Here is a 25,004-nt window from a genome sequence, read left to right on the forward strand (position 1 = left end):
GATTCACCATGCTCAAGTACTTCGACCCGCATATCCATATGGTCAGCCGTACCACTGACGATTACCAGAACATGGCGGCCGCCGGCATCACCGGGGTGATCGAGCCGGCCTTCTGGCAGGGTCAGGCCAGGACCAGCGTCGGCAGCTTCATTGACTATTTCGACACCTTGCTGGGCTGGGAGCGTTTTCGCGCCAGCATGTTTGGCATCCATCACTTCTGCACCATTGGCCTGAACCCCAAGGAGGCCAATGACCTGTCGGTGGCCAATGAGGTGCTGGAGATTCTGCCGCGCTACCTGGTGAAAGACGGCGTGGTGGCGGTCGGTGAAATCGGCTACGACGACATCACCCCGGAAGAGGATCGCTTTCTCGCCGCCCAATTGGAGCTGGCCAAGCAATTCAATCTGCCGGTGCTGGTACACACCCCGCACCGCGACAAGATTGGTGGCACCAAGCGCACGCTTGCGGTCATCCGCGAGGTCGGCATTGCCGAGCACCTGGTGATCATTGACCACCTCAACGAACTGACGCTGCCCCTGGTGCTGGACAGCGACTGCTGGCGCGGCCACTCCATCTACCCCAATACCAAGATGTCGGAACAGCGCATGGTCGCGCTGCTGCAGCAGTACGGCACGGAAAAAATGGTGGTCAACAGCGCCGCCGACTGGGGCATCAGCGACCCGCTCAAAGTGCCCAAGACCGGCCAGGTGATGCTGGTCGCAGGCTTCAGTGAAGCGCAAGTCGAACAAGTGCTGTTCCACAACCCGGTGGACTTTTTCGCCCAGAGCGGCCAGTTGGACAAAACCCTGGTCAGCACGCCCCTGCCCATCGATCAACGGCGACAGTGGCAGGACAACTCCGCCCTGCGCGGCCAGGAACCGGTGATCAAATGAGTGCCCGCACGGGTTGGACGGCCATGCAGATCGGCTATTGCAGCAACGTGCACCCGACCCATGACCTGGGCGGGCTGCGCGCATCCGTCGAACGGCATTTCCAGACCGTACGCACATTGCGCGGGCTCGACACCCAGGACAGTGGCTTGTGGATCAGCGCCCGCGCCGCCGCCGAACTCCAACAAGCGCCGGCCCGCGCGGATTTCCTCGACCTGCTGCAACGCAGCGGACTGCGCCTGACATCACTCAATGGGTTCCCCTACGGCCAATTTCACCAAGGCGCGGTGAAAGCCGACGTCTACCTGCCCAACTGGGCCGATCCGCAGCGGCTGGCGTACAGCCTGGACCTGGCTCGATTTCTCGCCCAGGCCCTGCCAGCGGACTGTGCCCAGGGGGTGATCTCCAGCCTGCCGCTAGGCTATTCCGCCCACTGGAGCCCGACGCTACAGCAACGTGCCGAGCACCAACTGCGCGAGCTCACCACCGCGCTGGCGCGTCTACAGCGGGAGACGGGCAAGAAGATCGTGGTCTGCCTGGAAATGGAGCCCGATTGCGTGCTGGAAAACACCGACCAGGCCATCGCCTTCTTCCGCCACTGGCAAGCCACGGACCCGCACCATGAACACCTGGCGCTGTGCTTTGACGTTTGCCACCAGGCCGTGATGTTCGAAGACTGCTATCAATCACTGGACCGATTGCGTCAGGCCCAGGTCCCCATCGGCAAGATCCAGTTATCCAATGCACTGATTTGTCATCTGCCTGAGGACGAGCACAGGCGCGAACAGGTGCTCAAAACGTTGAGCAGCTTTGCCGAGCCCACCTACCTGCATCAAGTGAAGGCCCGCGATGGGCGGGACCGGTTGTCGGCCTGGGCGGACCTCCCCGCGGCCCTGGATGATTGTGAGCAGCGCCGCGCCTCTCATCCCGAACTGAGGATTCACTTCCACATTCCGCTGTTCAGCGAACACCTGCTGCTGCCCGAACTCAGCGGCAGCCAGCTTGCCCTGGCGCAGACGTTCGAATTTTTGGCCGACCATGGGGATGTTCGCCCCGTACTGGAAGTGGAAACCTACAGCTGGGGCGTCCTGCCCAGCCAGCTACGGCCCACGACCGAGCACGCCCAACTCCAGGGCATCGCGGCGGAGTTGCATTGGGTCGAGGATCAGTTGCAGCAACGCCGCTTGCTGCAACCTCAAGCGCTGGAGGTTCGTGCCCATGCGCGCTGATCCTGTGCGCCAGCCGCTGCTGCTGATCAACGTGGTCGGCCTGACGCCCGCGCTGTTGGGTCCCGCGACACCCTGCATCAATGCGCTGTTGAAAACGGCCAAGATGGCCACGCTGCAACCGGTGTTCCCGGCGGTCACCTCGACCGTGCAGGCTTCGATCCTTACCGGACAGCCACCATCGGAACACGGCATCGTTGGCAACGGCTGGTATTTTCGCGATCAGGCCGAGGTACGTTTCTGGCTGCAACCCAATGCACTGATCCAGGGGGAAAAGGTCTGGCAGACCCTCAAGCGTCAGTACCCCGGGTTTCGCTGCAGCCAGTTGTTCTGGTGGTACAACATGTATGCCGACGTGGACGCCGCCATTACCCCACGGCCGCATTACCCGGCTGATGGCCGCAAGATGTTCGGCCTGTATTCGGCGCCGGCCTCGTTGCATGAGCGTATCGAACAGCAGATTGGCGAGTTTCCCTTTCCGAGCTTCTGGGGACCGGCGGCCGGCATCGCCTCAAGTCGCTGGATCGTCGATTGTGCCATCGCCGAATTCCAGCTCAACCGTCCCGACCTGCAATTGATCTACCTGCCCCACCTCGACTACAGCCTGCAACGCCTGGGGCCCGATCACCCGGCGATTGCCGACGAGGTACGCGCCATCGACAGCGAAGTCGGGCGTCTGCTGGCCTTTGCCCAAGCGCAAGGCGCGGCGGTGATGCTGCTGTCTGAATACGGGATCGAAGCCGTCTCCCAATCTATCTCCATCAACCGGTTATTGCGCGCCGAAGGCTTGTTGCAGGTACGTCAATCGCTGACCTGGGAGTTGCTCGACCCCGGTGCCAGTGCCGCGTTTGCCGTGGCCGATCATCAGGTCGCGCACATCTACGTGAAACAGGCGCACGACATCCCTCGGGTCAAGGCGCTGTTGCAACGCCAGACCGGCATCGAGCAGGTACTGGATAAAGCCGAACAACAGGCCTGGCAACTGGATCACCCCCGTAGCGGCGAGCTGGTGGCCGTGGCCGCCGCCGGTTACTGGTTCGATTACTACTACTGGTTCGACGAGCGCAAGGCCCCCGACTTTGCCCGCACCGTGGACATCCATCGCAAGCCAGGCTACGACCCGCTCGAGCTGTTCATCGACCCGGCCATTCGCTTCCCGACATTGAAAGTGGCGCGCCGCCTGCTTCAGAAAAAGCTCGGCTTTCGCTACTACATGGACCTGATTCCGCTGGACACCCGCCTGGTCCGCGGCAGCCACGGACGGCTGCCCATAAGCGAGAAAACCGGCCCGCTGCTCATCACCAATTGTGATCTGGCGTTGCCGCAGCACCTTGCGGTCACGGCGGTGAAGCAACTGCTCCTGGAACACTTCCGGGGGCACCCTCATGCCGATACGGCGAATGCCAAGGAGCTTCCATGCGGCGAGCCATTTCCATAACTGTTCTCAGTGCCCTGGCCGGTTTGGCCCAGGCACAGGACACCAACAACTTCGATTGCAGTAACTTCCTGCAGTTTGGAGCAGACATCAACCAGACTCGGACCGCGTTTGCCCAGAGCCCCGAGACCATGGCCTGGAACTGGTTCGTCTGCTTGAACCAACCCAGTACCGCGCAAAGCAGCAATCTCGTGTGGGAGATGATGAAGCCCTCGGACCAGGTCTACCTGCCCAACGGCGCTCCACCGGGCACCTATGACAGCTCCGCGCCGCTCCCGGACGCGGTGGTGACGCAAGCCAAGGCACAAGGCATGGACCTGTCCCGATCCTTCCATAACATCAATGCCACCCAACAGGTCGATGGCCTGATCCTGCAAATGGGCGGTGCCGTGCCCGATCCCCAACAAGGCCATCCGGTACGCTTTCAGTTGCTGATGGGCAAGGACACGTTCGATTACGTCGTGAAGAAGCAGGTCTACAACATGAATGGCCAGGCCGCCCTGGCCAACGACCTGGACTTCCCCCCCACCGCCTGGGAGTTGAAAGCCGCGTGGCTGTGGATCGGCACGGACACGACCTACCGACAAACCCTGGTGAACGACGGCTACTACATTGCCCAGGCCTACTACCGGCAGGACGACGGTACTTACCAGGTCGGCTATGTGGCATTGAGCGGCCTGCATGTCGTCAACAAACTGAATGCCGACTGGGTCTGGACCACCTTCGAAAACATCAACAACAGTAAATACACCGTCACCAATGCCGCCCCGCCTGCGCCGATGACCAACACCACGGGGCCGACCCCGGCCGCCAAGCCGGTGAATGCCAGCTTCCAGGCCAACAATCGGAACCTGTCGAAGTACGAGTTGATCGGGGTCGAGTTCCAACCCATCACCCAGGTACTGGCCAACTCACAACTGGAATCGGCGTTCCAGAACACCTCGTCCTGCCTGGCCTGCCACGGCACCGCCGCTTACTCGAACGACAAAGGCTACTTCAATTTCGCTCTGAACCAGGGGGGCGGCATCGTCTATCCCACCACCCCGCTGCCGCCCTCGGCATTCGATGGCTACAAAAAACTGGACTTTGTCTGGTCGCTGAAACGCGCCCAGTGGCAACGCTAAGGAGCATGACATGAGCGTATTGAATTTCCCCCGTATCTACCTCAACGGCCATATGTTCTGGAACCCGCCAACGGCCAATAACAATGACGTGTATCCGCTGTATGACGCGGTCAACGCGGACATCAACTGGCCGTTCATGAGCCACTTCGACATCAACGCCGCGAACGCCCCCACCCTACTGATGCCCTGGGCCATCAAGCCCCTGACAATGGCCGAGCTGCCGGCCTATATGCTGCAGGTACCGACCAATGCCAACCCGAAAACCTACCCGTACATGCCCGCCGAATGGGATCTGTTTGGCGACAACGCCTGCGGCACGGTGAGCTACAAAGGTACTCGCTCAACGATCATTGGCGGCGAGCTGCAGGCCAACACCTACATCACCGAGGATGCGTTGGTTGGCAGGGACTACCAGCTGCTCGGCAATCCCTTTGGCAGCAACGCTCCGACTGCCGCGCGCTTCGTGGACGTCAGCCCGTGGCAGAACACCTTCACCGCGTTGTACTTCGACAAGCTGATGCTGGGGGATACCACCTGTGGCCTGACCCTCAATCGCCAGTATCGGATGATGGACCGGTTCCTGAATTTCAATTGGGGCGCCTTCGGTGGCCTGGTGTATGTCACCACCACCTGGCAGTCCTGCTTTCCCCAGGAAAACCTGGAATGGGTCATCGGCGATTCGGCGCTGCTGAGTAACCTCCAGCAGCAGATGAAGCTGCAAGGGGCGAAGGGCCTGATGTTCAGGTTCTCCACCTACCTGACCTGCTACGACAGGAACGGTGTTTTCAACGACTTCCCGTACGTCAACACCCGTTCCAATGCCCCCTCGGATACGGCTCGTCTGCAAGCGATGTATCAGAAGGGCCTGGACAACGTTTCCGGCATTTTCTTCAACCCCGCCTACAGCCGCACCGCCGCGACCCTGGGCCTCTGGTTCGCCGACGAATACCCGACCGCCCCCGCCGGCCTGCGCCTGGTGCCCGCGAAGGCCGTATCTGTTGTTCAACCAGGCGGGGCTCCCCAAAACGCCACACTGGGCGTGACTTCGGTGCAGATTACCGGCAACACCCTGTCGCTGGATCTGGCCAACACGTTCCCGTTCTATCCGGTAGAGCCCGATGCCCCCATCCTGACCGCCGAAAAATTCCAGGCCGGCGACTATCAACTGGGTGTACGCGAGGGTGATCAATTCACGCCGGTCGTGGACTTCGGTTTCGACCGATATAACCAGGCAGCCTTCGACAAACGCTCCGGCCTGCAGGACTTCCCCCTCAGCGACGCGGACCTGACGAAACTACAACCAGGTCATCCATTGGAGCTGCGACTGAAGCCCACAGCCGCCCCGACACCGGTGATCGCCGCCACCCAACAGACCTGGACCGCCGAAGTGGTGGAGAGCGGCAGTTTCATCGACGTGGGCGACCACAAGACACTGACCATCATGGTGCAGAAAAATGGTCAGCCGGCGGCCAATACCACGCTGTGGGTGGCGGAATATGGTAACCCCTACATGGTGACCACCAGCGACTACTACCTGGCCTCCAGCAACGCGGCCAATTTCACGCTGTTCTTCGACCACCCGAACGACCCCAACCTGAACAAGGCCAATCTGCCGAACTTCAATAACGCGCCGCCCGTACAAAACTATCTGGCCGAAGGCAGCGGCCGCCGACTGACCGCGCTGCAGAATACGGATCAGTCCAGTGGAGACCCGATCGGTTATCAGCAATTCCTGCAGGGCGACGGCAAACCGGTCACGATCGACTTGCACCCTTGCCTGGCATTCGATGCCGGCGTCTACGCCACCGGAACCCTGAGCGACGACGTCCACGCCACCCCGGTGGATTACTCCTATGTAACGACTACGACCGACGCCAACGGCATCGCCCAGGTGAGCTTCAGGGCCGTGGCCCCGGGCTTCCCGACCTTGCGCTTTTTCGTCAAGGAAGGCACCAGCGATCCGGTCATTCCCTTCAGCTTTCCCCTGCCCCAAGCCTACATCGACTTCCTCACGCCGCTCCGTGTCCTGCCCTTGGACCTGCAGCTGCAACAGGACTTCATCAACTACTGGAACACCGTCTACAAGGATCAGAACGCCGCCACGCAGCTGTGGGAGGGCTTCCTCTACCCACGCATCCTGCAGACCTTCTATTACCTGTACCCGATCATGAACAAGTACATGCCGCTCAACTCCCAGGCACGTGTCGAAGGCGCCATCGACCAGTTGATTGTGCTGATCAGCAAGCCCTACCAGGAGGAAAGCACGCTCTCGATGCCCATCACCCGTGACATGTCCCAGAGCCGTCGTGCGGTATTGGAGCTGTGGGCCAAGAAGCTGGTGAAGCGCAACTACCCGCCACAACAACTCAAGATGAGCGATTACGACAACCTCTGACCGTAACGCTGTTCATCCCAGGAGGATAAACCACTGTGGGAGCGAGTCGGTGGGAGCTGAGCTTGCTCCCACCGACTCGCACACAGTGTCACTTGGTACTTTTCAAAGGAATGACCTATGAAAACCAGTCTCTTGAACCGGTTGTTGCTGTTGATCCTGCTGTTCAGCCCACCTCTGTTCGCCGAGGACAGCGGCGCGGTGTACTTCACCATGGGGGTGCACAACACCGAGGGCTGCAACGAACAGAATGGCAACTGCATCGCCAAGCGCGCCCCGGGCGACCCTTCCGATCCTTTTTTCCCGGCGTTCTGGATCAGCGATTGGACCATGTACCGGGTGATGCACAACTACGAAAAAAACCCGCCGCCCTATAGCAATCCGCCCTCCACCCTGACCCCGGCGGACTACACCGTCTCCCAAGGGACCAGCTACTACGACACGGCCTATATCCCGGCCGATGGCGACGGCTTCGGTGCGATGATGGAGCACTATGAGAAGTACTGCCTGCCGATCTTCCCGATCAAGAACAACAACTACACCTGCTCCTTCGTGTCCCTGGGCAACAAAGCGTACTTCCTGACCTACCCGCAGGATCGCCCCAAGGACATGCCGGCCTGCTGCATGTTCTCGCCGATGAATCATCCGCCGCGGCAAAACTTCATCCAGCACCTACCCTACAGTGCCGAGCGCAGCAAAAACCTCAACGGTAGCGTGCAGGCCTACGCGCTGGACCTCCAATCGCCGCAGGGTCCGATCCTGTTCGGTTATGCCTTCTACAAAAAGATGTTGGGGCACCCGCCCTACCGGCAACCCCAATCGTTCTTTTTCTCCGGTGACACCAGCGTCGCCAATGCCCCCATCGTCAGCCAGAACTACACCAACTTCCGCACCGCCAAACCGGACCCGGCCCAGACCTGGGCGCAGGTGGCCGCGATGTGCCCGGCGAATCCACCACCCTGCCAGTTGTTCGAGCCACCGGCTTCACAGAGCAACGGGCAAAAGGCGCAGTGGAACAAGCTCATGCAGCGCAAACCCTGACCAATGACGAGGGATCGCCATGAACACTTCAGTGCGTTTCACCCTGGTACTACTGGGTTTAGCCACTCTTCCGGCCCTGGCCCTGGAGCAATCCCAGGAACACGCCTTGCGACAGGCGCAGGCCACCAGCCTGAATTGCCAACCGCCCAGCACCGCGCCGGCGGCCAACGCCAGCCAGGATCTGTTCGATCAGTACAGCTGGCAGCTGTTCATCGCCGTGAACTGGCCCGCCCAGGCGGGGCAGCGCGGTGATCCCGACTGCAGCAAACAACCGGGGGACCCTGGCTACACCGTCTGGCAGACCTACAAAACCGTGGAAGAAACCTTCCTGCCACTGGGGGCCGATCCAGGGCCCTGGAACACCCCGCAGCTTGCCAAGAGTCTGGGCATCATCAACATCGCCGCGCTGAAGAACAGCTCCCTGGTAAATGCCGTCGACCAGGCCGTCGGCGGTTGGCTGATCGACCAGGCCGGCAACCCGACCTACTACGACATCTCGGCCAACGAGACCTCCTACAACTACATCGTCGCCAACCAGTTCTATAACGCCGATGTGGTTTCCAAAGCCAACAACATCAACTTTCCCTACGGGGTCATCGAGGTCAAATCGAGCTGGCGCATCCTCACCCCCAACGACAATGCCAGCCACTACCTGACCATGTTGGCGCGCGTGGCCACGTTCGACGACCAAGGCCAGCGCACCGGCGTCACCGAGGCCTACCTGGGCCTGGTGGGGCTGCACCTCATCACCAAGGTGAACGGCTATCCGCAGTGGATCTGGTCGACCTTCGAGCAGATCGACAACGTTGCGCCCAAAGCACTGGTGAACGGTGTGTGGGCCGACCAGCCGGCCTCCGGCACGGCCTATTCCTACTTCAACGCCAGCGCCCCGCCAGCCACCCTCAACCAGTCGCCCTGCGACTGGCAGACCCAGGGTGCGCACCTGGTCTGCGTGCCCAAACCTGGCACCACTTTCCAGACCCCGAACCCATTGAACCGGTACACCCCGATCGCCGAGATCACCAACGAGGTCAACGCCCGCTACCGCAGCGACCCGGACCTGCAACGCAGCGTGTTGAAGTACTACCAACTCATCACCACCCAGCGCCCGCTGATGCCGGACAACCCCAGCAACCCGCTGGGCCAGCCGACCCCCGCCCTGTCGGCCAACGTGACCATGGAAAGCTACATCCAGCCCAACAGCAGTTGCATGAACTGCCACTCCATGGCGACACCGGTCAAGAGCCCCTACAAATCCGATTACTCCTACCTGTTCAAATTCGCCAATGCGCCTGTCGGCAACACCATCAAGGACGAGGAATAACTCATGAGCATCCTGAACGGACCACGGCTGAACTTCTGGGGCGGCATCCGCACCGACGTCAGCCTGCCGAACAACTCCCCGACCATTCCTTACGATGGCAACGATGACTGGCCGCTCTTCGACCTGACCACCTCGACCCTGGCACCGGGCGCCGAGCCCTACACCGATGACCAGTTGAACAACATGATCAATGCTCCCGCCGGCAACTACTACACCGCCGGTGGCTGGAATCACTACGGGCAGCATGTCGTCGACATGCAGAATGCCCTGATCAGCTCCCAGGGCATCCCCGGCAGCATCAACACCACCGGCGACCTGGTGGGCCAGGCCGTCTATTTGCTCGGCTCGGTGGACCCGGTGACCGGCCAGGGGCCCGTTTCCGGCCCGATGATGGTGGACTTGGACCCCACCGCCTCGACGACCACCCAAATCTTCGTCGGCGGCCTGCAAATCGGTGGCAACGACAACATCCAACTGCTGATCCGCAGCAACACCGTGTGCAGCAGTTTCGACGTGGCGGGACGTGTGCTGCTGCCGAAAAAAATGGACGCGCCGGGCTCTTTCCACGCCAGCGGCACCTTTCAACTGACCTTTCCCTTGAGCAGCATTGTCAGTTGGAACCAGAACAGCAGCGGCCTGCGCTCGATCATCCAGGCACCGGGGGCGACGGGCATCGTCCTGCGTTTCGTCATGTTCGAAATGTGCCCCGCGATGACCACCGAACAACTGGACGCTGACTATGCCGCCGGCCGGTACACGCCCAACCCGAGCATCGGTCGGGTCATCGGTACACTGGCCCCGGCCTTCGCCGACGAGCCGTTGAACTGCCAGCCGGGCCGGCAACTGGTCAACCAGAGCACGGGCAATGCCGGCTATGCCGACCTGGACAACACCGGTTACCTGAGCATCGACATGGTGAATGTCATTCCGAAGGAAACCTTCCGGGCCGTCAGGGACGACATCACCAGCCCGATCGGACCCAACGCCAATTACGGGACCGTGACCATCAGCGCCGGCGCCACCCCCCTGATGACCCTGGAGCCGACCAGCCGCTTTTTATTCGACTACTACGTGTATGGCGGCATCGTCGACCTGCCCCTGACCGCCGACCAGCTACAGGCAGTACGGACCTCTGCCTTGGCGATCAACGCACCGGGCAAGGTCGCCGGGACCACGTTGCAAGCCACTGAGTCGACCTATCGGATCTATGCCGACCAGCGCAACGTCTACTTGGAGGACTACCCCAACGGTCTGTCGATCACCTTGCAGGTCAGGTACCTGGGTGGGGCGGTCCCCAGCCCCACCGAAATCGGCCTGAAGGCAATCCCGGCAGCGGATCCTCCCACGTACAAAGAACCGCAGTACTGGGACTTCCTCGACTACCCTGACTCGCTGACGGTCAGCGCCGGCCAGCTTTCAGCCAGCTTCCCCGTCACCGTCAAACCGGGCAGCGCCGCCCAGGCCGGCTTCGTCGCCCTGACCTGCACGGCCAACGGCCTCGACAGCAGCGCTTACTTCACCAACTTTCGCAAGTACGCCCAGACCGACTTCGGCATTCCCCAGGGCACCACTATCACCTGGCCGCTGATGTACCCCAACGTCCTGCGCTTTCACTACCTGGCGTTCCCCGCCATGTCGCGCTATATCCCGCTGAATCAGCCCGACGCCATCATGGGCGCCAAGAACCCCATCCTCGCCCGCACCTCGGACGCCTACAAAGGCACCACGCTGTTCATGCCGGTGGTGCGCTCGATGTCGCCCTGCCAACGGGCGTTGCTGCGGGCCTATCTCACCGGTGAACCGTGGCAACCGCCGCAATGACCGTATCCCCTGCTCATTCACGGAGAGAGCCTATGCCCGTTCCCCTTCAGATCCCCGCACACCCCGGGGAAAGCCTGCGCCCCAGCACCTTTGTCGCCGAGGACCTGCTCAACCCTCGCGGCCTCTGCCTGCAAGCCGACGGCAGCCTGCTGCTCACCGAAGCAGGCTCGGGATTGCCCGACCAACCCTTCAGCGGCCGTATCAGTCGACTGCGACCGGATCCGCAGCGACCCGGCGCCTACCTGCCCCGCGAAACCCTGGCGCAAGGGTTTCGCGCGATGAACATGCAGGCGCGCATGCTGCGCGATGAAATCATGGGGGTGTCGGACATTGCCTGTGGTGACGGACGCTGCCTGGTCAGCCAGACCGATTACATCACGGGCTCCAAACTGCTGGACCTGCAATTCACACCGCCCGAACCGGTCTTTCATAGCCGTGGCAACCTGAATGCGCTGTGCTACCACCCGACCCGCCGCAGTTGGCTGGCCGTCAAGCCCGATACCAATCAGTTGGTGGAGTTCGTCACAGGCCAGCAAGAGCGTGTGCTGGTCCAACTGCCCGAACTGGATCAAGGCCAGGAAGCCGTTCCCGTTACCCTGGTGTACGAACCGGCGACAGACGCCGTGCTGATCAGCCTGTTCTCGGGCGAACTGCACAGCGACCCGAGCCGCAAGGGCATCGACTTTGCCGAGAAAGCCGGCCAGGTGATCCGGGTCTGGCCCGCCAACGCCAGGATCGACATCCTGATTCGAGGCCTGCAACTGCCCACCGGGCTGGCGCTGCGCCCCAACGGCCAACTGCTGGTGCTGGAACTCTGCGAGCGCCTGCAACAACCGCTGCTCCCCGACTGGAACGGCGAACCCCTGCATGGCGGCTTTACCCGCTTCAGTGGACGACTGCTGAGCTGCGACTTGCTGACAGCCCAGGTCACCGTGCTCGCCCGCGACCTGGATACCCCTTCCAACCTGTGCCTGTTACCCGACGCGGTACTGGTCAGCGAAGGCATGGGGCTGGTCGGGCGGCCACTGCCTACGCCAGATGGAAGCGTGGTGCCGTTAAACGGCAGACTTCGGCGGGTGCAACTCTGAACAAACACTCAAGGCCGTTTTTGCTTGCGTCAGCCAGCGCTGACCATCACGCCACCATTCGCCATGACAACCGATACAGCTGGCACGGTCCGACGCCAGTAACGCAACCACCTACACCGCTTTCGCGAGCAGGTTGGCTCCCACAGGGGGATTGGCGATGGACGAAAATCTTGCAGCCGCCCCCAAAAAACGTGGAAGCGAGCTTGCTCACGATGACAGTTGTACGGTCAATATCGATTCATGGGACCGTCGATCCAGGCAGCGGTATTAGCGAACCAGATGCTGGACACCCGTCGCTGGTCCATCAGCAAGGCTAGCGGAGGACTACAGGGGTTCTGCAGTCTGGATGAGCGAGTTCAACACCAGCTTGATTTCAACAGCTGGGTCTTTATGCCCTTGCAATATCAGGCCTTCCGCCAGGGCAGTGAAGGTTTTGGCAAGCGCGGCGCAGGCCAGCGGCGGCTTTTTGCCGGCATGATTGAATATGATGGTAATCAACTGGCCCAAGGCCTCGCTGTTTTCCTCATGCAAGTCGTAGTAATGCGGCGAGAATTCTTCATCGCGCAAGGCGATCAATTGCAACTCGGCATCGAGGATCGCACAGCGGGTATTGTTCTTCAGCGTGTCGATATAGGCATTCAAGCCGTGGCTCAACTGCTCCGCCGAATATCCCGATGCCAAGGTCGTACTCAGTCGGTCGATCTCAACTCGCTTGAAGCGTTGAGTCAATTGCAGCAGCAAGTCCGATTTACTTGAAAAATTTGAAAAAAAAGCGCCTTTGGAAAAGCCCGCCTCTTCGGAAATAACGTTGACGCTGGCGGCATGAAAGCCCTTCCGAATCATCAGCTCAGTGGCTGTGTCGAACAATTTATCTCTTGTTACTTGCTGGCTCTCTTCTCGACCTAGTCTCTTTTTAATCACGCCCTCGGCTCCTTTGGCCAAACAAGATAGCTATGTGTAACTGAATGCAACGAATCGACTACTCACTGTACAGAGCCCGTTTTCGCCATCATATCTTATACGCGCCTTGTTCTATCATTTACATTTTAACTTTCAGGAAGTGCCATTTATGTCCCTAGAAGTTGGTACAGCCGAAAGGGCACGCTAGATGGGCTACCAACCACGGTGTCTGCTGGGATACGGGTGAATCAAAATCTTCGCTTCGCCCCACTTGATGATTCCCTATCGTCCCGTTGAGCGGCTCAAACCGGGTATTTTCCTGCCCTCCACCACGCGCTGGAACGTAAAAAACCGGGCATGAAGTCCGGTTCAGAGCCGTCCGTTCTACAATCCGACGAAATACCACTTGATTTTCAGATACCGAATGGTTTTTAATTGCGCCGTTGGTGGAGCCCAACGCCTGATCAGCGCATCGAGTCAGTGACACCGCTCTCGATGCCATACCAGGTCACCTCACAGGAGCGGGATTTTAATGGAATATGCCTTCGTTACAGGCGCTACTGGCCTGCTCGGGAATAATGTCGTTCGCGCGCTGTTAAAGCGGAACATCAAAGTAAAAGCGCTGGTTCGTTCCGTAGAGAAAGCCAGAAAACAGTTCGGCAACTTGCCTGTGGAGTTGGTCGAAGGCGACATGCTGAATGTCGAGGCCTTCGCCCATGCCCTGCAAGGGTGTGATGCCCTGTTTCATACGGCGGCCTATTTCCGCGACAGTTACAAAGGCGGGAAACATTGGCAAAAACTGTACGACACCAATGTGACCGGCACCGAGCGCTTGTTGCAAGCCGCTTATGACGCCGGTATCCGTCGTGCAGTCCACACCTCTTCCATTGCCGTATTGAAAGGCAATCGGGATCAAGTGATCGATGAAACCATGTCTCGCAGTGAGTTGGAGGCTGACGATTACTACTTGAGCAAAATACTGTCCGAACAGAAGGTCCAGGAATTCCTGACGCAGCACCCGGACATGTTTATCGCCATGGTCCTGCCAGGGTGGATGTTCGGCCCCGGCGATATCGGTCCTACTTCCTCGGGACAGTTCCTGCTCGACTTTGTCGGACAAAAATTGCCCGGTGTTCTCCCCGGCAGCTTTTCCGTTGTCGATGCCCGGGATGTGGCCGAACATCAAATCGCGGCCATCACCCGCGGCAGGTCCGGAGAGCGCTACCTGGCCGCTGGCAATCACATGGACATGAAGAGCATTTTCCAGGCGCTGTCCAGCGTCAGTGGCATAAAAGCCCCAGAACGAAAAGTGCCCCTGTTCATGCTGCGAATCATCGCGCTTATCTATGAAGGTTATTACCGGATCACCAAAAAACCGGTACTCATCAGTACGTCCACGGTCAAGCTCATGGAGCAAGAACAAGGCCGCACTCATTTCAGCCATAACAAAAGTTCAAGGGAATTGGAGTGCAAGTTCCGTCCCGTTGCTGAAACCCTGACCGATACGCTTGATTGGTACCGGAATAACAACTACACAGATGCTTAATTGAAACAATTTAGCTATAGCCTGCCTCTGTAGTACTTTTTTTGACTAGCCATACATCCAAGGATTGAGAGAGGTTGGTAAATGAAAAGCCTTTCATATAAAGAAGGTTTTCTGCATCGCTTTGTCGGTTTTTCGGAATCGTTCCCCGAGCAAGTTGCTATTCGGCATCTGGACACGGAAGAAGATACCGTTACCTATCGCGAGTTGCGCATCAAGGCTGAACAATGCAATGGCGCCCTTACAGCGCTCGGTGTATTGCCTGGCGACAAAGTAGCGCTGGTGTTGCCCAATGGGGTGGCGTTCATCGCTTATTACCTGGCGATCATCGGGCGGGGTGCCATTCCGGTCATCCTCAACTACAAGTTGACGCCCTTCGAAATGACCAGTGTCGTCAGCCTCGCCAGGCCGACGCTCGTGGTCACGACCGAAACGCTATGGGTGCAACACAGTGAGGTATTCCAGGCCGGCAATGGCGTCAGGCACTCCTTGGTACTGGAGGGTGGGAGCGAACTGTCATCGCCCTTGCCCGCCAACGCAACGGCCCTCTCTCAACTGCCTTGCCAGATCGAACCCTTGTTGTTGCCCGAGGGCAATCCGATCGTCTCGGTACAATTCACCTATCGAGGCATTGGCAGGCCCCTGGCTGTTTCTCACCGCTATCTCGACCTGACGCAATCGAGCGATGGGTTGCATGAGCACTTTCATCTGCAAGGCGTCGGATCCGTCCATCTGGTGACGCTGCCGCTGTATGCCATCTTCGGCTTGTCCGTGATGATGGTGTTTCCCCTGAGCATCGGCGCCACCCTGCTGATGACCAACACCCTGCTCAATCGAGACCTCGCTGAAGTCCTGTCCGAACATCAGGTCACCTTTGCCTGCCTGGTGCCCGACGTCATTCGCTACTTCAATACGCGTCTGGCCAAACGCAAAGGCGCGCTCTTGCCGTTGCACCCACGGCTGATGATTTACTCGGGCGGCAGCCACCTGCCGGCCGATGAAGCCGAGAAGCTAGGGAAACTGCTGGGGTGCAATCCGGTGCTGCAGGGCTATGGATTGACCGAAAGCATGCCCGTGATTGTCCAGAGCTCGGTTGGTACGGTGCACCGTGGCGCCATGGGCCAGCCGATCAGCGGTGTGCAGCTACGAATCGTCGATGCCCAGGGCCAGGACGTGGCGCCTGGGCGCATCGGTGAACTGCTGATACGCGGCTCGATGGTGATCGACGGCTACAACGATGCCGAGGACACCAATGCGCGGTTCTTCCGCGATGGTTGGTTCCACAGCGGCGACCTGGTCTGGCAGGACGACGATGGGCATGTATTTTTCTATTGCCAACGCCTGCGAATCTCGAAGATCAAGGCGCAGATGGTCGACCTGGTGGAAATCGAATCCATCGCCCTCAAGCACCCTGACGTGGTGCGCGCCAAGGCTTATATCGTCCCGGACCACAAGGAAGTCAACGTACTGCACCTGTGTGTAGAAGGGAACGGCGAGCTGACCCAGAACGCGCTATCCACCCTGCTTTCGGGCTACCTATCGGGCTTCAAGCTGCCCAAGACCATCGAGATTACTTCTCTCAAGGAAGAGGCACATGCACGCTAACAGCACACAACCGGTCCTGGCCGTTTTTGACTTCGACGGCACATTGACCGACCGGCACACGTTCTGGCGCTACATGCGTTTTATCGTGGGCACCCGTTCGTTCTGGCTCAGAATCATTCCCCTGCTGCCCAAGATGCTCAGCGTGATCGTCGGCATCACCCCGCTGATGCAGGCGCGCCTGGCCTTCATTGCCTGTTACCTGGGCGGCCTGTCGGTGGAGCAAGAGCGTGAGCATGCCAGGTATTTCATCAGCGAGCAGTTGCCGCTCTGGCTCAGGCCCGAGGCGCTGCGGCGGCTGCAATGGCATCAATCCATGGGGCACGTCACCGCGCTGGTCAGCAATTCGCCGGAAAACTACCTGATCCCCTGGGGCCAGGCCGCGGGTTTTGACTATGTGTGCGGCACCCGCCTGGCAACGGCAAAGAACAAACTGACCGGCGGGATATCCGGTACCAACTGTGTAGAGCGAGAGAAAGTCACGCGGCTCAAAGGCTGCTTGAGCAACCTTGATGATTTTTACATTTATGCCTACGGCGACTCATCAGGCGACGATGCCCTGCTCGGCATTGCCAACTCTCCCTTCTACAGAAACTGGTACTGATCGATGAACACTCTGAACACGTTAGCCCCCAAGCATTTCAAGCGACCTGGCAGCGCCCCGACCGTGATGATCGTCGGCGCCGGCCCTATTGGCCTGTCCCTGGCAATTCTGTTGAAGAAATGGGGCGTGTCGTTCCGCATCATCGAAAGGAACGCCGGCCCCTCGACGGCGACCAAGGCAATGGCTATCCATTCCCGGACCCTGGAAATCTTTCGGGACCTGGGCGTTGCCGAGCAAGCCATCAGCGACGGCTTCACGATCAACCAGTTTTCGGTGCAGTCGAATGCCAAGCGGGTACTGAACTACAACTTCTCTTACCTGGATGCGACCTATCCCCTGCTCCTGAGCCTGCCACAGCCGCAAACGGAAAAAATTCTCCTGAAGCGACTCAAGGAACTGGGTGCCGAGGTGGAGTGGAATACCGAACTGGTGGACATAGAAAACCTGCCGGGTTCGGTGCGCATGACGCTCAAGCATGCCGACGGCACCGACGAACACTTCACCAGTCGTTGGGTGGCCGCATGCGACGGTGCTCGCAGCAACATCAGAAAACGCCTGGACATGACCTTCGAAGGCTCGTCCTACGACCGCTTCTTCATGCTCGCCGATGCCGACATCGAGTGGTCCGGCAGCAAGGATGAGGGCGCATTCTTCCTCGGTGCGCAGGACGGTTATGTGGCCGTTGCACCGATCAGCGCCCAATCCCGTTATCGGTTGTTCATCGAAATGCCCTACAACCTGCCGCCAGAAGGCGAGCGTCCGTCCTTGAGCCTGGAGAACTTCCAGCGCTTGTGCGAAGGGCGTGGGCAGAAGATGACGCTGTCCAACATTTCATCGACCACCATCGCCTCTTTCCAGCATCGCCGCGTGCAATCGATGCAACAAGGCTCCGTGTTTCTGCTGGGAGACTCGGCGCATATCGGCAGCCCCATCGGTGGGCAGTGGATGAACCTGGGGGTTTCCGAGGCCTATAACCTGGCCTGGAAAATGGCCTATGTCGATCAGGGCCTGGCGAATCCGTCCTTGCTGGACAGCTACAACGAAGAACGCTATCCGGTTGCCCTGGAAGTCGAGAACACCGCACACCGGCTGACGGGACTGATTACGGTCAGGCGTCGCGCCCTGGTCTGGCTGCGCGACAATGTCCTGCCGCTGTTGAGCAACCGGAAAAAGGTCCAGCGCAAACTGCCGTCGATGATTTCCGGTCATCAGTATCACTACAACAAAAGCGAGTACATTCAAGAATCGCTGACAAAGAAGCAGCGCAAAAACTGGAGCAAGAAAGGAAAGAAACCCGAGTTCCAGACCGCACCGCCTCGCGCCGGGCAACTGGCGCCCGATGTCGAATTATGGCAACTGCAAGGGATGCCAAGCAAACGCTTGATCGACTTGTTCCACGGGACATTCACGCTGTTGATTTTCAGCGCAACCGATCAGTTTTCCCCGTTGCTGCCAAGCTACTACACGCTCGCCAAGTCGGTGGAAAAGGACTACCCAGGCATCAAGGCCTATTGCGTGATCGACGCCTTGAACAGCGCCGGCCTGCCGGCTTGGCACTCAACGTTGCTGGACCCCGATTGGCGCCTGCACAAGCGCTACCACGCCAAGGAAGGCACGATGATGCTGATTCGTCCTGACGGCTATATCGCTTTCCTCGGCGCCGATGCAATAACGCTGATGACGTATCTGAACGTAAGGTCCGGGTTGCTCAAGGGCGCCAAAAAAACAATAACTTGCGAGACCGACGCAGTGGAACTCCAACTTTAAGTCGCTCCATGGCTACTGCCAGTTTTATGAATTGATATAAACAAGGCCCTGCCCTGGGCCATGATTTTTGATCTTTCTTACTTATAGAAATATCGACCGACTTGGTTAGGAGAATCTTATGCGCTTGCAACTTAATGATGTTGTGCAGGAATTCATCGTGTCCAATGGGAGGATAGCCCATAGTTATTTCTCTCTTTCCGAAAAGATTATTGATTCACTGTGCGAATCCAACATCGCTAAAGAATCGATATTGCTGCAACTTCTGGAACAGGCTGAAACAGTCACTGCGCATTATTTCAATGCTCATCAACAAGTCCTTGAAGGCGTTTATGCCAATGGGAACGAAGCGCCTGCCAGCAACAGTGTTCCCGTGCTGGAGCCGGCTCACTCGAACCCGACAACACCGACCCCGACGCCTGCCGCCGAAGCCGAAGCCGTTGAACAAGCTACCGCACTCAGCTACGGGCAATGGTTGCGCGCCGAAATCAGCTCGGTCACTGGGTTCCAAGCGCAACAGATCGACTTCGATCAAAGCTTCGAGAGCCTGGGGATCGACTCGCTGGGACTGGTGGATATGTTCGAATCCTTGGCCCAGCACTTCCCGGAAAAGAAAGAGCTGACCTCGCAGCTCTTCGATGCCCCTACCCCGACCGCCTTGCTGGCACGGCTTGAAGCCGATCCGCAGGCGCCAGCGGTGGATGTCCAAGCGTGGGTATTGGAGCAATTGGCGAGCATCACCGGCTTTACGGTTGAGCAGATCGACCCGACACAAAGCTATGAAAGCCTGGGCCTGGATTCGCTGGTGCAGTTGGACTTCCTGGAGTCGGTGGTCGCCATGTGGCCGCAGCTCAAGGCCCACGGCACCGAGCTGGCCAACGCCAAGTTCCCACAGGCAACCATTGCCCTGATTCAAGCCGCCCTGGCCGATCCAAAACCGCAGGCAGCGCCTGACGTCGAGCCTTCACCGGCCACAACGGACACTCAAGGGCCGGAACAAAACCTGCTGCTCAACGCCCTGTCTCCGTTGATCCCGGGCACTGCGCAGTCGATCGACATCCAGACGCCGTTCGCACAACTGGGCCTCAACGGCTTTGCCCGAGAGGCGCTCTGCCAATCCATGGCGCAACAGTGCTCTACCAGCGAGTTTGCCGGCGAAGCGCTGATGTCCCGTCGCACGCCCCAGGATGCCTTGTCACTGCTGGCCAGGCTGAGCTGAGCCCCGTAGCAACAGGAATGGAATCCGGGTGATCGAACAGATCACCCCGCATTTTGGCGACCAGGGAGACAGGTATGAATGACGCAGTAACAACAGCGGGCGATTTTTGCTTCAGCGCGATGGCGGGCGAATTTCCGGGGGCACCGTCCACGGATGCGCTTTGGCAATTGCTCTCGCAAGGGCAGATCGCACCGATCGAATCGATGCCGACACGCTGGGAATTGGACAAGGCATCAATCTATTCAAGCACGACCGGCGAGAAGGATCGCACGTATCTGGACAGCGCTTTTTGCCTGACCGATGACGCCTCGACCCCGTCACGGCACGAAGGACGACAGGTCGCCATTGGCAAAAAAGTGATCCAGACGCTGCTCACCCAACTCGCCGCGCAAGGCTCGGCGCTGAGCAGGGAGCGCACCGCGCTGGTGGTCGCAACCTCCTGGAGTGACGAGAGCTATTTCGTCACCGGCGCGTCCGGAAAAGCCGCCACACCGCCGGGCTTCACGCCGGGTGAGCAAGTGGCAGAGCTGGCGGCCGCCTTTGCCTTGGGTGGGCCGGCGTTATCGGTAGACACCGCGTGCAGTTCGTTCCCCTATGCCCTGGATATGGCCCAGGCGCTGGTCAACAGTGGCCAGGCCGACAACGCGATTGTCATGGCCCTCAACACCGTGCTGCCACCGGCGCTGTTCCTGGGTTTCTCGCAGTTGACGGCTTTTTCCGCCCGCGCGCGGATGGAAGCATTCGGTCAGGACGCCGACGGCATCGTGCCGGGCGAATGTGCCGTGGCCTTTCTGGTCGAACCGCTGGCCCAGGCCCTGACGGCGCAGCGTCGTCCCCTTGGCGTGCTGCGCGCCTTGGGCATGTCCGCCGACGGCGCCGAAGGCTCGGTGTTTGCACCAGGCAAACAGGCCCAGTACTCGGCCTACCAACGTGCCTATCGCGGCCTTGATCCACGCGATGTGGACTACATCGAGACCCACGGCACCGGTACACCGCTGGGGGACGCAACGGAGCTGGCCTCGCTGAACAGCTTCTTTGCCCCCCATCGCCCGGACGGCAAGAAAATCACCATCGGCTCGATCAAGTCGGTCATCGGCCATCCCCTGGCCGCTGCCGGAGGTGCTTCGCTCGCCAAAGCATTGATGATACTGCGCCATAAAGGCATTCCCCCGCAGCCCGGTTACCGCCCCAGCACAAAGGTCGACGAGACCTGCCTGCGACTCGCCACCCAGCAGGTTCACCCGCTGGAGGAGCATCAATCTGCAATCCGGATTGGCATCTCCAGTTTTGGTTTCGGCGGTGCCAACGCGCACCTGGTGGTGGATGAATACATTCCCGACAACCACCCTGCCGCGCCACTGACCGCCCCGGCGAGCGCCAGCGGCGTGGTGATGCTGGACCTTGCCATTGTCGAGGCAGAAGCAGCGCTGGGCAGCCACCGTTCCTTGCAGTCATTCCAGCAGCAACTCGATCAACCCGCCGCCCCGTCGGTGATGTTCCCTTATGGGCGTTTCGTTGATTACACCCCGGCACCCGGCCAACCGCTGCTGGGAAAATTTCTCGCACAAGACCACGTCATCGATATCGATGGCTTTGGCATGGGCCCCAAGCCATTGGCACATGTCGACCCGTTCAAGCTGTTGATCACCGATCGCGTCAATCATTTGCTGCGACGCTTGCCAGGCGTGGCCGGTTCGCCCGGCACAGCGATGGTCATGTGCTGCAACATGGGTGGCGAGCGCTTCAGCAATGCCTACAGCAGCGCCCATAACTTCTATTCCCGGGCGCAAGGTACGGCACCGGGCGTCGAGGTGACGGACGTGGCAACCATGCTGCCGAACATGTTGTCCGGCTACCCGGCGCAGATTTTTGACTTCAAGGGGTTCCATCAGACCCTGGTCGGCACCGCGGGCCTGTTCTGGCAAACCTTGCTGGCCTCGCCGCAATGGTTCAACGACGGCATTACCACGCTGCTGCTCGGCGCCGGGCGTTTTGTCAGCGGTGAAATCGAGGTCGAGCGCGCCCGGTGCAGCACGATCACGCAAGGTGAAGGACTGGGGCTGATCGCGCTGCGTCGCTATCAACCGGATGCCGCTGACAACCCCCTGCTAGTGATCCGTGCGGCGGTCCTCGCCCACGCTGCCGGCTCGTTGGAAGACGCTTGCCAACGGTTGGGCAAAGCGCCGAGCGACTATCCGAACGTTGACGTCTGTGAGTTGCAGCCTGCTGCGACGCCTGCCAGTGGATCACTGCAGGAGATGACCGGCTTCCTGGCTGAAGCCAGTGGCATCGAAACCCTGTTGGCGGTGATGTTGAAGGGCGCGACCCATTCCGTGATTGAGGTGCGCGACGCCGGCAAGACGGTGATGTGGTTGTTTACCGAGAAGCTTCGCCAATGGAGCCCGACGGCGGCCGAGGCCAGTTCGCCCATCAAACATCCCTTCATGTTGCGCTTTGCCCATTCGTCATCCCACGAACTGCAGCAGGTCATCACGTCTGCCCGGCCTGTCAGCCTGGTCCGCGAAGCGCCGAACGATGGCGTCGACGTGCAGCAACTCAGCGACATGCTCACCAGCACCCTGCTCTCCGGGCTGCGGGTGCGGGTTCGCGCCATGGAAAGCCTGTTCGCCCTGCACCGTGGCGACGCCAGCCAGCGCCCGACGCACTGGCAGCGCCGCGCGGAACATATTGTGATCGCCAACGCCCAGCGCAGCCCACAGTCGCTGCAGGCCCAACTGGTGGTGGATGAAGCGCACCCGTACTTTTTCGATCATCCCCTGGATCACATCCCAGGCATTTTGTTGCTCGAAGGCGTGCTGCAACTGATCGAACTGGCGATGCCCCCTCTGAGCGGGCGGGTCGCCTACATCAAGACCCTGACGATCAAGTTCCAGCAATACGTACAGAAGCAGGGCGTGATCGATCTGTATGTCGAGCGAGGCCAGGATCCCCAGGTGTTCAATGCGAAGGTCATGCAGGCCGGGAAAGTGATGTGCACCTGCGTCCTCGGGATGGCCTACAGCTCAGCGTTCGAGACATCGCCAGCCGGTGAATTCACCGCCACGCCCTGCCGTAACAAGGCACTGTTGCACAAGGCCAGGGAGGAGAACGTCATCGTCAGCGACATGAGCAGCGTCGCCCAGGGCCTGAGCGTGGACACCGTGAAGCTGCCACAGGAACACTTCTTCCAGGCAGGTGATCCCGGGCACTATTCGATGGTGTATTTCCTCGAAGTCGCTCGCCAGTGCTACATGCAGATCGCCCACAGCCATCTGCGGATTCCACTCAATACCCCGATGAATCTGCTGGCCTTGAGCTTCACCCTGGATCGACCCATCCCCAGGAACAGCCCGCTGTCATTGGCGCCGCAGGCTGGCTTGGATGCGTCGTTCCAGGCATTCAAGACCAACCGCATCTATATCGACCTGTTCAACCGGGGCGAAAAAATCGGTCAAGCGACCATTACCGCCCAGGTGCTGAGTCAATCCGCACCGGCAGCCTGAGCCTTGAATGAATCAACCCTCCTGCATGACCGTGCCCCTCACAACCAAGGTGTCGCCGTGAACGATGTCAAAGTGCAAATCATAGTCAAATCGCCCCCTTCTGAAATCTGGAAGATCTGGAGCAATTTTGCAGAAGCGCCGTTATGGGATACCGACGTTCGCCAGTGTCAACTCGACGGCCCTTTCCAGGCGGGGACACGCGGCAAATGTGTCCTCAAGAACGGCTTGAACATGCCACTGAAACTGGAAGCCGTGAGCCTGCACGAAAGCTATCGCAACAGTGCACGGCTGCTTTGGATCGACCTCGAATTCGATCATCAGATGCGCAGGTTTTCTGCCGATGAAACCCATGTCATCCATAGCGCGAAAATTTCCGGACCGTTGAGTTTTCTCTATCGCGGACTGCTGCGCAAAGCGTTGGCCGCCGCGATGACCACGGCACTGGACAACCTGTGCACGCTGGCTGAACAACGGGCCATCGGCGCTCCGGGGCACGCGAAAACCGCGACGCCTTTGCACCTGATGTGAATACCTCCCGGAAGGACGCGCGCTGAACGCGTCTTCCCGGACGCGCTTCGCTTACTTCTCGATAACAGCACATTTCGGATCTCGCATGAATCTACAGAAAAACACCCAATATCTTGTCATGGCCATCGTTGGTCTGGGGGCTATCGCACCCGCATCGAGTTTCGGCGACAACCTCGGCCCCTACGTCAGTGGCATGGGTGGCGTGAACTGGGTCGCTAAACAGGATCTGACCCAGAACAACAACGATTTCGTCGAGATGGAATTCAATCAACCGCTGCACTCCGGCTACGCTACCGGACTGGCACTGGGCTGGCGGTTCCCGGTCGGCCTACGGCCCGAGGTGGAACTGAGCTACCGCCGCAATACCCTGGACCAATTCAATAACCGGGTCTACGAGGGCGGAGGCAGTATTGAGGGTAAAGGCGAAGAGCAAGCCAGCAGCCTCATGGCCAACCTCTGGTATGACATCCCGAACCTGCCTGCCCCCTTGAGCCGCTTCACACCTTATGTGGGCGGTGGCCTGGGCTACGCGGTGCTGACCATCAAGGGCCTGGAAGCAGGCGGCGTCGAGTTCGGCGGCACCCATCGCGACACCGTCTCGGCCTGGCAACTCGGGGCCGGCATCGCTTACGAGCTTAGCGAGCATTGGTCCATGTCCCTGGATTACCGCTACTTCAAGACCGGCGAAGCGAACTTCGGCAAAATCCAGGGCCTGCCCCCGGCTGATGTGGAAACCGAATACAACGCCCAGTCCTTGATGCTTGGTTTGCGGTACTGGATGTAAGCGCTAGATGGATTGGCGCCTGGCCTTGGTCAGGCGTCGATTATCATCCCGACTAACGCAAAGTGCCTGGCGCCCAGCTTGTTCAATCATTGCCTCAGGTATCAGGCGCTCCAGTAACAGCGTCATCCCCTCTCGGAACAGCGGGTGTTCGTCTGCCACGATGATCCGACAAATCTTCTGGCCCCGAAACGCGTCGTTCATTGCGCCTCAAACTGC

18 protein-coding genes and 1 pseudogene are annotated in these 25,004 nt (G+C 59.6%); 17 read left to right on the forward strand and 2 right to left on the reverse strand.

Annotated features, from left to right (window positions below; genetic code table 11):
* Positions 1-8 precede the first annotated feature (8 nt).
* The 9 genes from AACY42_RS17595 to AACY42_RS17635 all read left to right on the forward strand — a co-directional run bounded on the left by AACY42_RS17595 (position 9) and on the right by AACY42_RS17635 (position 12,341).
* Positions 9-893, forward strand: a complete 885-nt coding sequence (locus AACY42_RS17595; protein ID WP_339481239.1) for a TatD family hydrolase — start codon at positions 9-11, stop codon at positions 891-893.
* Entirely contained in the window at positions 890-2,119 is a 1,230-nt protein-coding gene (gene eboE / locus AACY42_RS17600; protein ID WP_339481241.1) for a metabolite traffic protein EboE, read from the forward strand. Before AACY42_RS17595 ends, eboE begins: the two co-directional genes overlap by 4 nt.
* Positions 2,109-3,554: an alkaline phosphatase family protein gene (locus AACY42_RS17605; protein WP_339481243.1), complete on the forward strand. Its 1,446-nt coding sequence runs from the start codon at positions 2,109-2,111 to the stop codon at positions 3,552-3,554. Before eboE ends, AACY42_RS17605 begins: the two co-directional genes overlap by 11 nt.
* Positions 3,533-4,675, forward strand: a complete 1,143-nt coding sequence (locus AACY42_RS17610; RefSeq protein ID WP_258690999.1) for a hypothetical protein — start codon at positions 3,533-3,535, stop codon at positions 4,673-4,675. Before AACY42_RS17605 ends, AACY42_RS17610 begins: the two co-directional genes overlap by 22 nt.
* Before the next feature lie 10 nt (positions 4,676-4,685).
* Entirely contained in the window at positions 4,686-7,070 is a 2,385-nt protein-coding gene (locus AACY42_RS17615; RefSeq protein WP_339481245.1) for a hypothetical protein, read from the forward strand.
* A gap of 117 nt (positions 7,071-7,187) precedes the next feature.
* Positions 7,188-8,108 (forward strand): hypothetical protein, encoded by a 921-nt coding sequence (locus AACY42_RS17620; protein ID WP_339481247.1) that lies wholly within the window; start codon positions 7,188-7,190, stop codon positions 8,106-8,108.
* A 19-nt stretch (positions 8,109-8,127) separates the two neighbouring features.
* Complete coding sequence (locus tag AACY42_RS17625; protein WP_339481248.1) at positions 8,128-9,432, forward strand: hypothetical protein; 1,305 nt, start codon at positions 8,128-8,130, stop codon at positions 9,430-9,432.
* A gap of 3 nt (positions 9,433-9,435) precedes the next feature.
* Positions 9,436-11,253: a hypothetical protein gene (locus tag AACY42_RS17630; RefSeq protein ID WP_339481249.1), complete on the forward strand. Its 1,818-nt coding sequence runs from the start codon at positions 9,436-9,438 to the stop codon at positions 11,251-11,253.
* Positions 11,254-11,285: 32 nt separating this feature from the next.
* Positions 11,286-12,341: a hypothetical protein gene (locus AACY42_RS17635; RefSeq protein WP_339481251.1), complete on the forward strand. Its 1,056-nt coding sequence runs from the start codon at positions 11,286-11,288 to the stop codon at positions 12,339-12,341.
* 324 nt (positions 12,342-12,665) lie between these two features.
* Here the strand turns inward: AACY42_RS17635 and AACY42_RS17640 are convergent, their stop codons facing one another.
* A complete protein-coding gene (locus tag AACY42_RS17640) occupies positions 12,666-13,262 on the reverse strand; it encodes a TetR/AcrR family transcriptional regulator (RefSeq protein WP_339481253.1) in 597 nt (198 codons plus the stop codon).
* A 511-nt stretch (positions 13,263-13,773) separates the two neighbouring features.
* On the opposite strand from AACY42_RS17640, the gene AACY42_RS17645 reads away from it, so the two are divergent.
* The 8 genes from AACY42_RS17645 (at position 13,774) to AACY42_RS17680 (ending at position 24,788) form a co-directional block, all read left to right on the forward strand.
* Complete coding sequence (locus tag AACY42_RS17645) at positions 13,774-14,787, forward strand: SDR family oxidoreductase (protein ID WP_339481254.1); 1,014 nt, start codon at positions 13,774-13,776, stop codon at positions 14,785-14,787.
* Between the two features lie 81 nt (positions 14,788-14,868).
* A complete protein-coding gene (locus tag AACY42_RS17650; RefSeq protein WP_339481256.1) occupies positions 14,869-16,389 on the forward strand; it encodes a class I adenylate-forming enzyme family protein in 1,521 nt (506 codons plus the stop codon).
* Positions 16,379-16,990 (forward strand): HAD-IB family hydrolase, encoded by a 612-nt coding sequence (locus AACY42_RS17655; protein ID WP_339481258.1) that lies wholly within the window; start codon positions 16,379-16,381, stop codon positions 16,988-16,990. The genes AACY42_RS17650 and AACY42_RS17655 overlap by 11 nt, the downstream gene beginning before the upstream one ends.
* Before the next feature lie 3 nt (positions 16,991-16,993).
* Entirely contained in the window at positions 16,994-18,757 is a 1,764-nt protein-coding gene (locus tag AACY42_RS17660) for an FAD-dependent monooxygenase (protein ID WP_339481259.1), read from the forward strand.
* Between the two features lie 118 nt (positions 18,758-18,875).
* Positions 18,876-19,973: an acyl carrier protein gene (locus AACY42_RS17665; RefSeq protein WP_339481260.1), complete on the forward strand. Its 1,098-nt coding sequence runs from the start codon at positions 18,876-18,878 to the stop codon at positions 19,971-19,973.
* 74 nt (positions 19,974-20,047) lie between these two features.
* Positions 20,048-23,476 (forward strand): beta-ketoacyl synthase N-terminal-like domain-containing protein, encoded by a 3,429-nt coding sequence (locus AACY42_RS17670; protein ID WP_339481261.1) that lies wholly within the window; start codon positions 20,048-20,050, stop codon positions 23,474-23,476.
* A 3-nt stretch (positions 23,477-23,479) separates the two neighbouring features.
* A complete protein-coding gene (locus AACY42_RS17675) occupies positions 23,480-24,004 on the forward strand; it encodes an SRPBCC family protein (RefSeq protein ID WP_339481263.1) in 525 nt (174 codons plus the stop codon).
* Between the two features lie 85 nt (positions 24,005-24,089).
* Complete coding sequence (locus AACY42_RS17680; RefSeq protein WP_339481265.1) at positions 24,090-24,788, forward strand: outer membrane protein; 699 nt, start codon at positions 24,090-24,092, stop codon at positions 24,786-24,788.
* Between the two features lie 72 nt (positions 24,789-24,860).
* Here AACY42_RS17680 and AACY42_RS17685 read toward each other — a convergent pair.
* Positions 24,861-24,989, reverse strand: a pseudogene (locus AACY42_RS17685) (hypothetical protein); the annotation flags it as partial.
* Between the last annotated feature and the right edge of the window lie 15 nt (positions 24,990-25,004).

Origin of the sequence: Pseudomonas sp. RL_5y_Pfl2_73 (genome assembly GCF_963970515.1) — a bacterium.
GTDB lineage: Bacteria > Pseudomonadota > Gammaproteobacteria > Pseudomonadales > Pseudomonadaceae > Aquipseudomonas.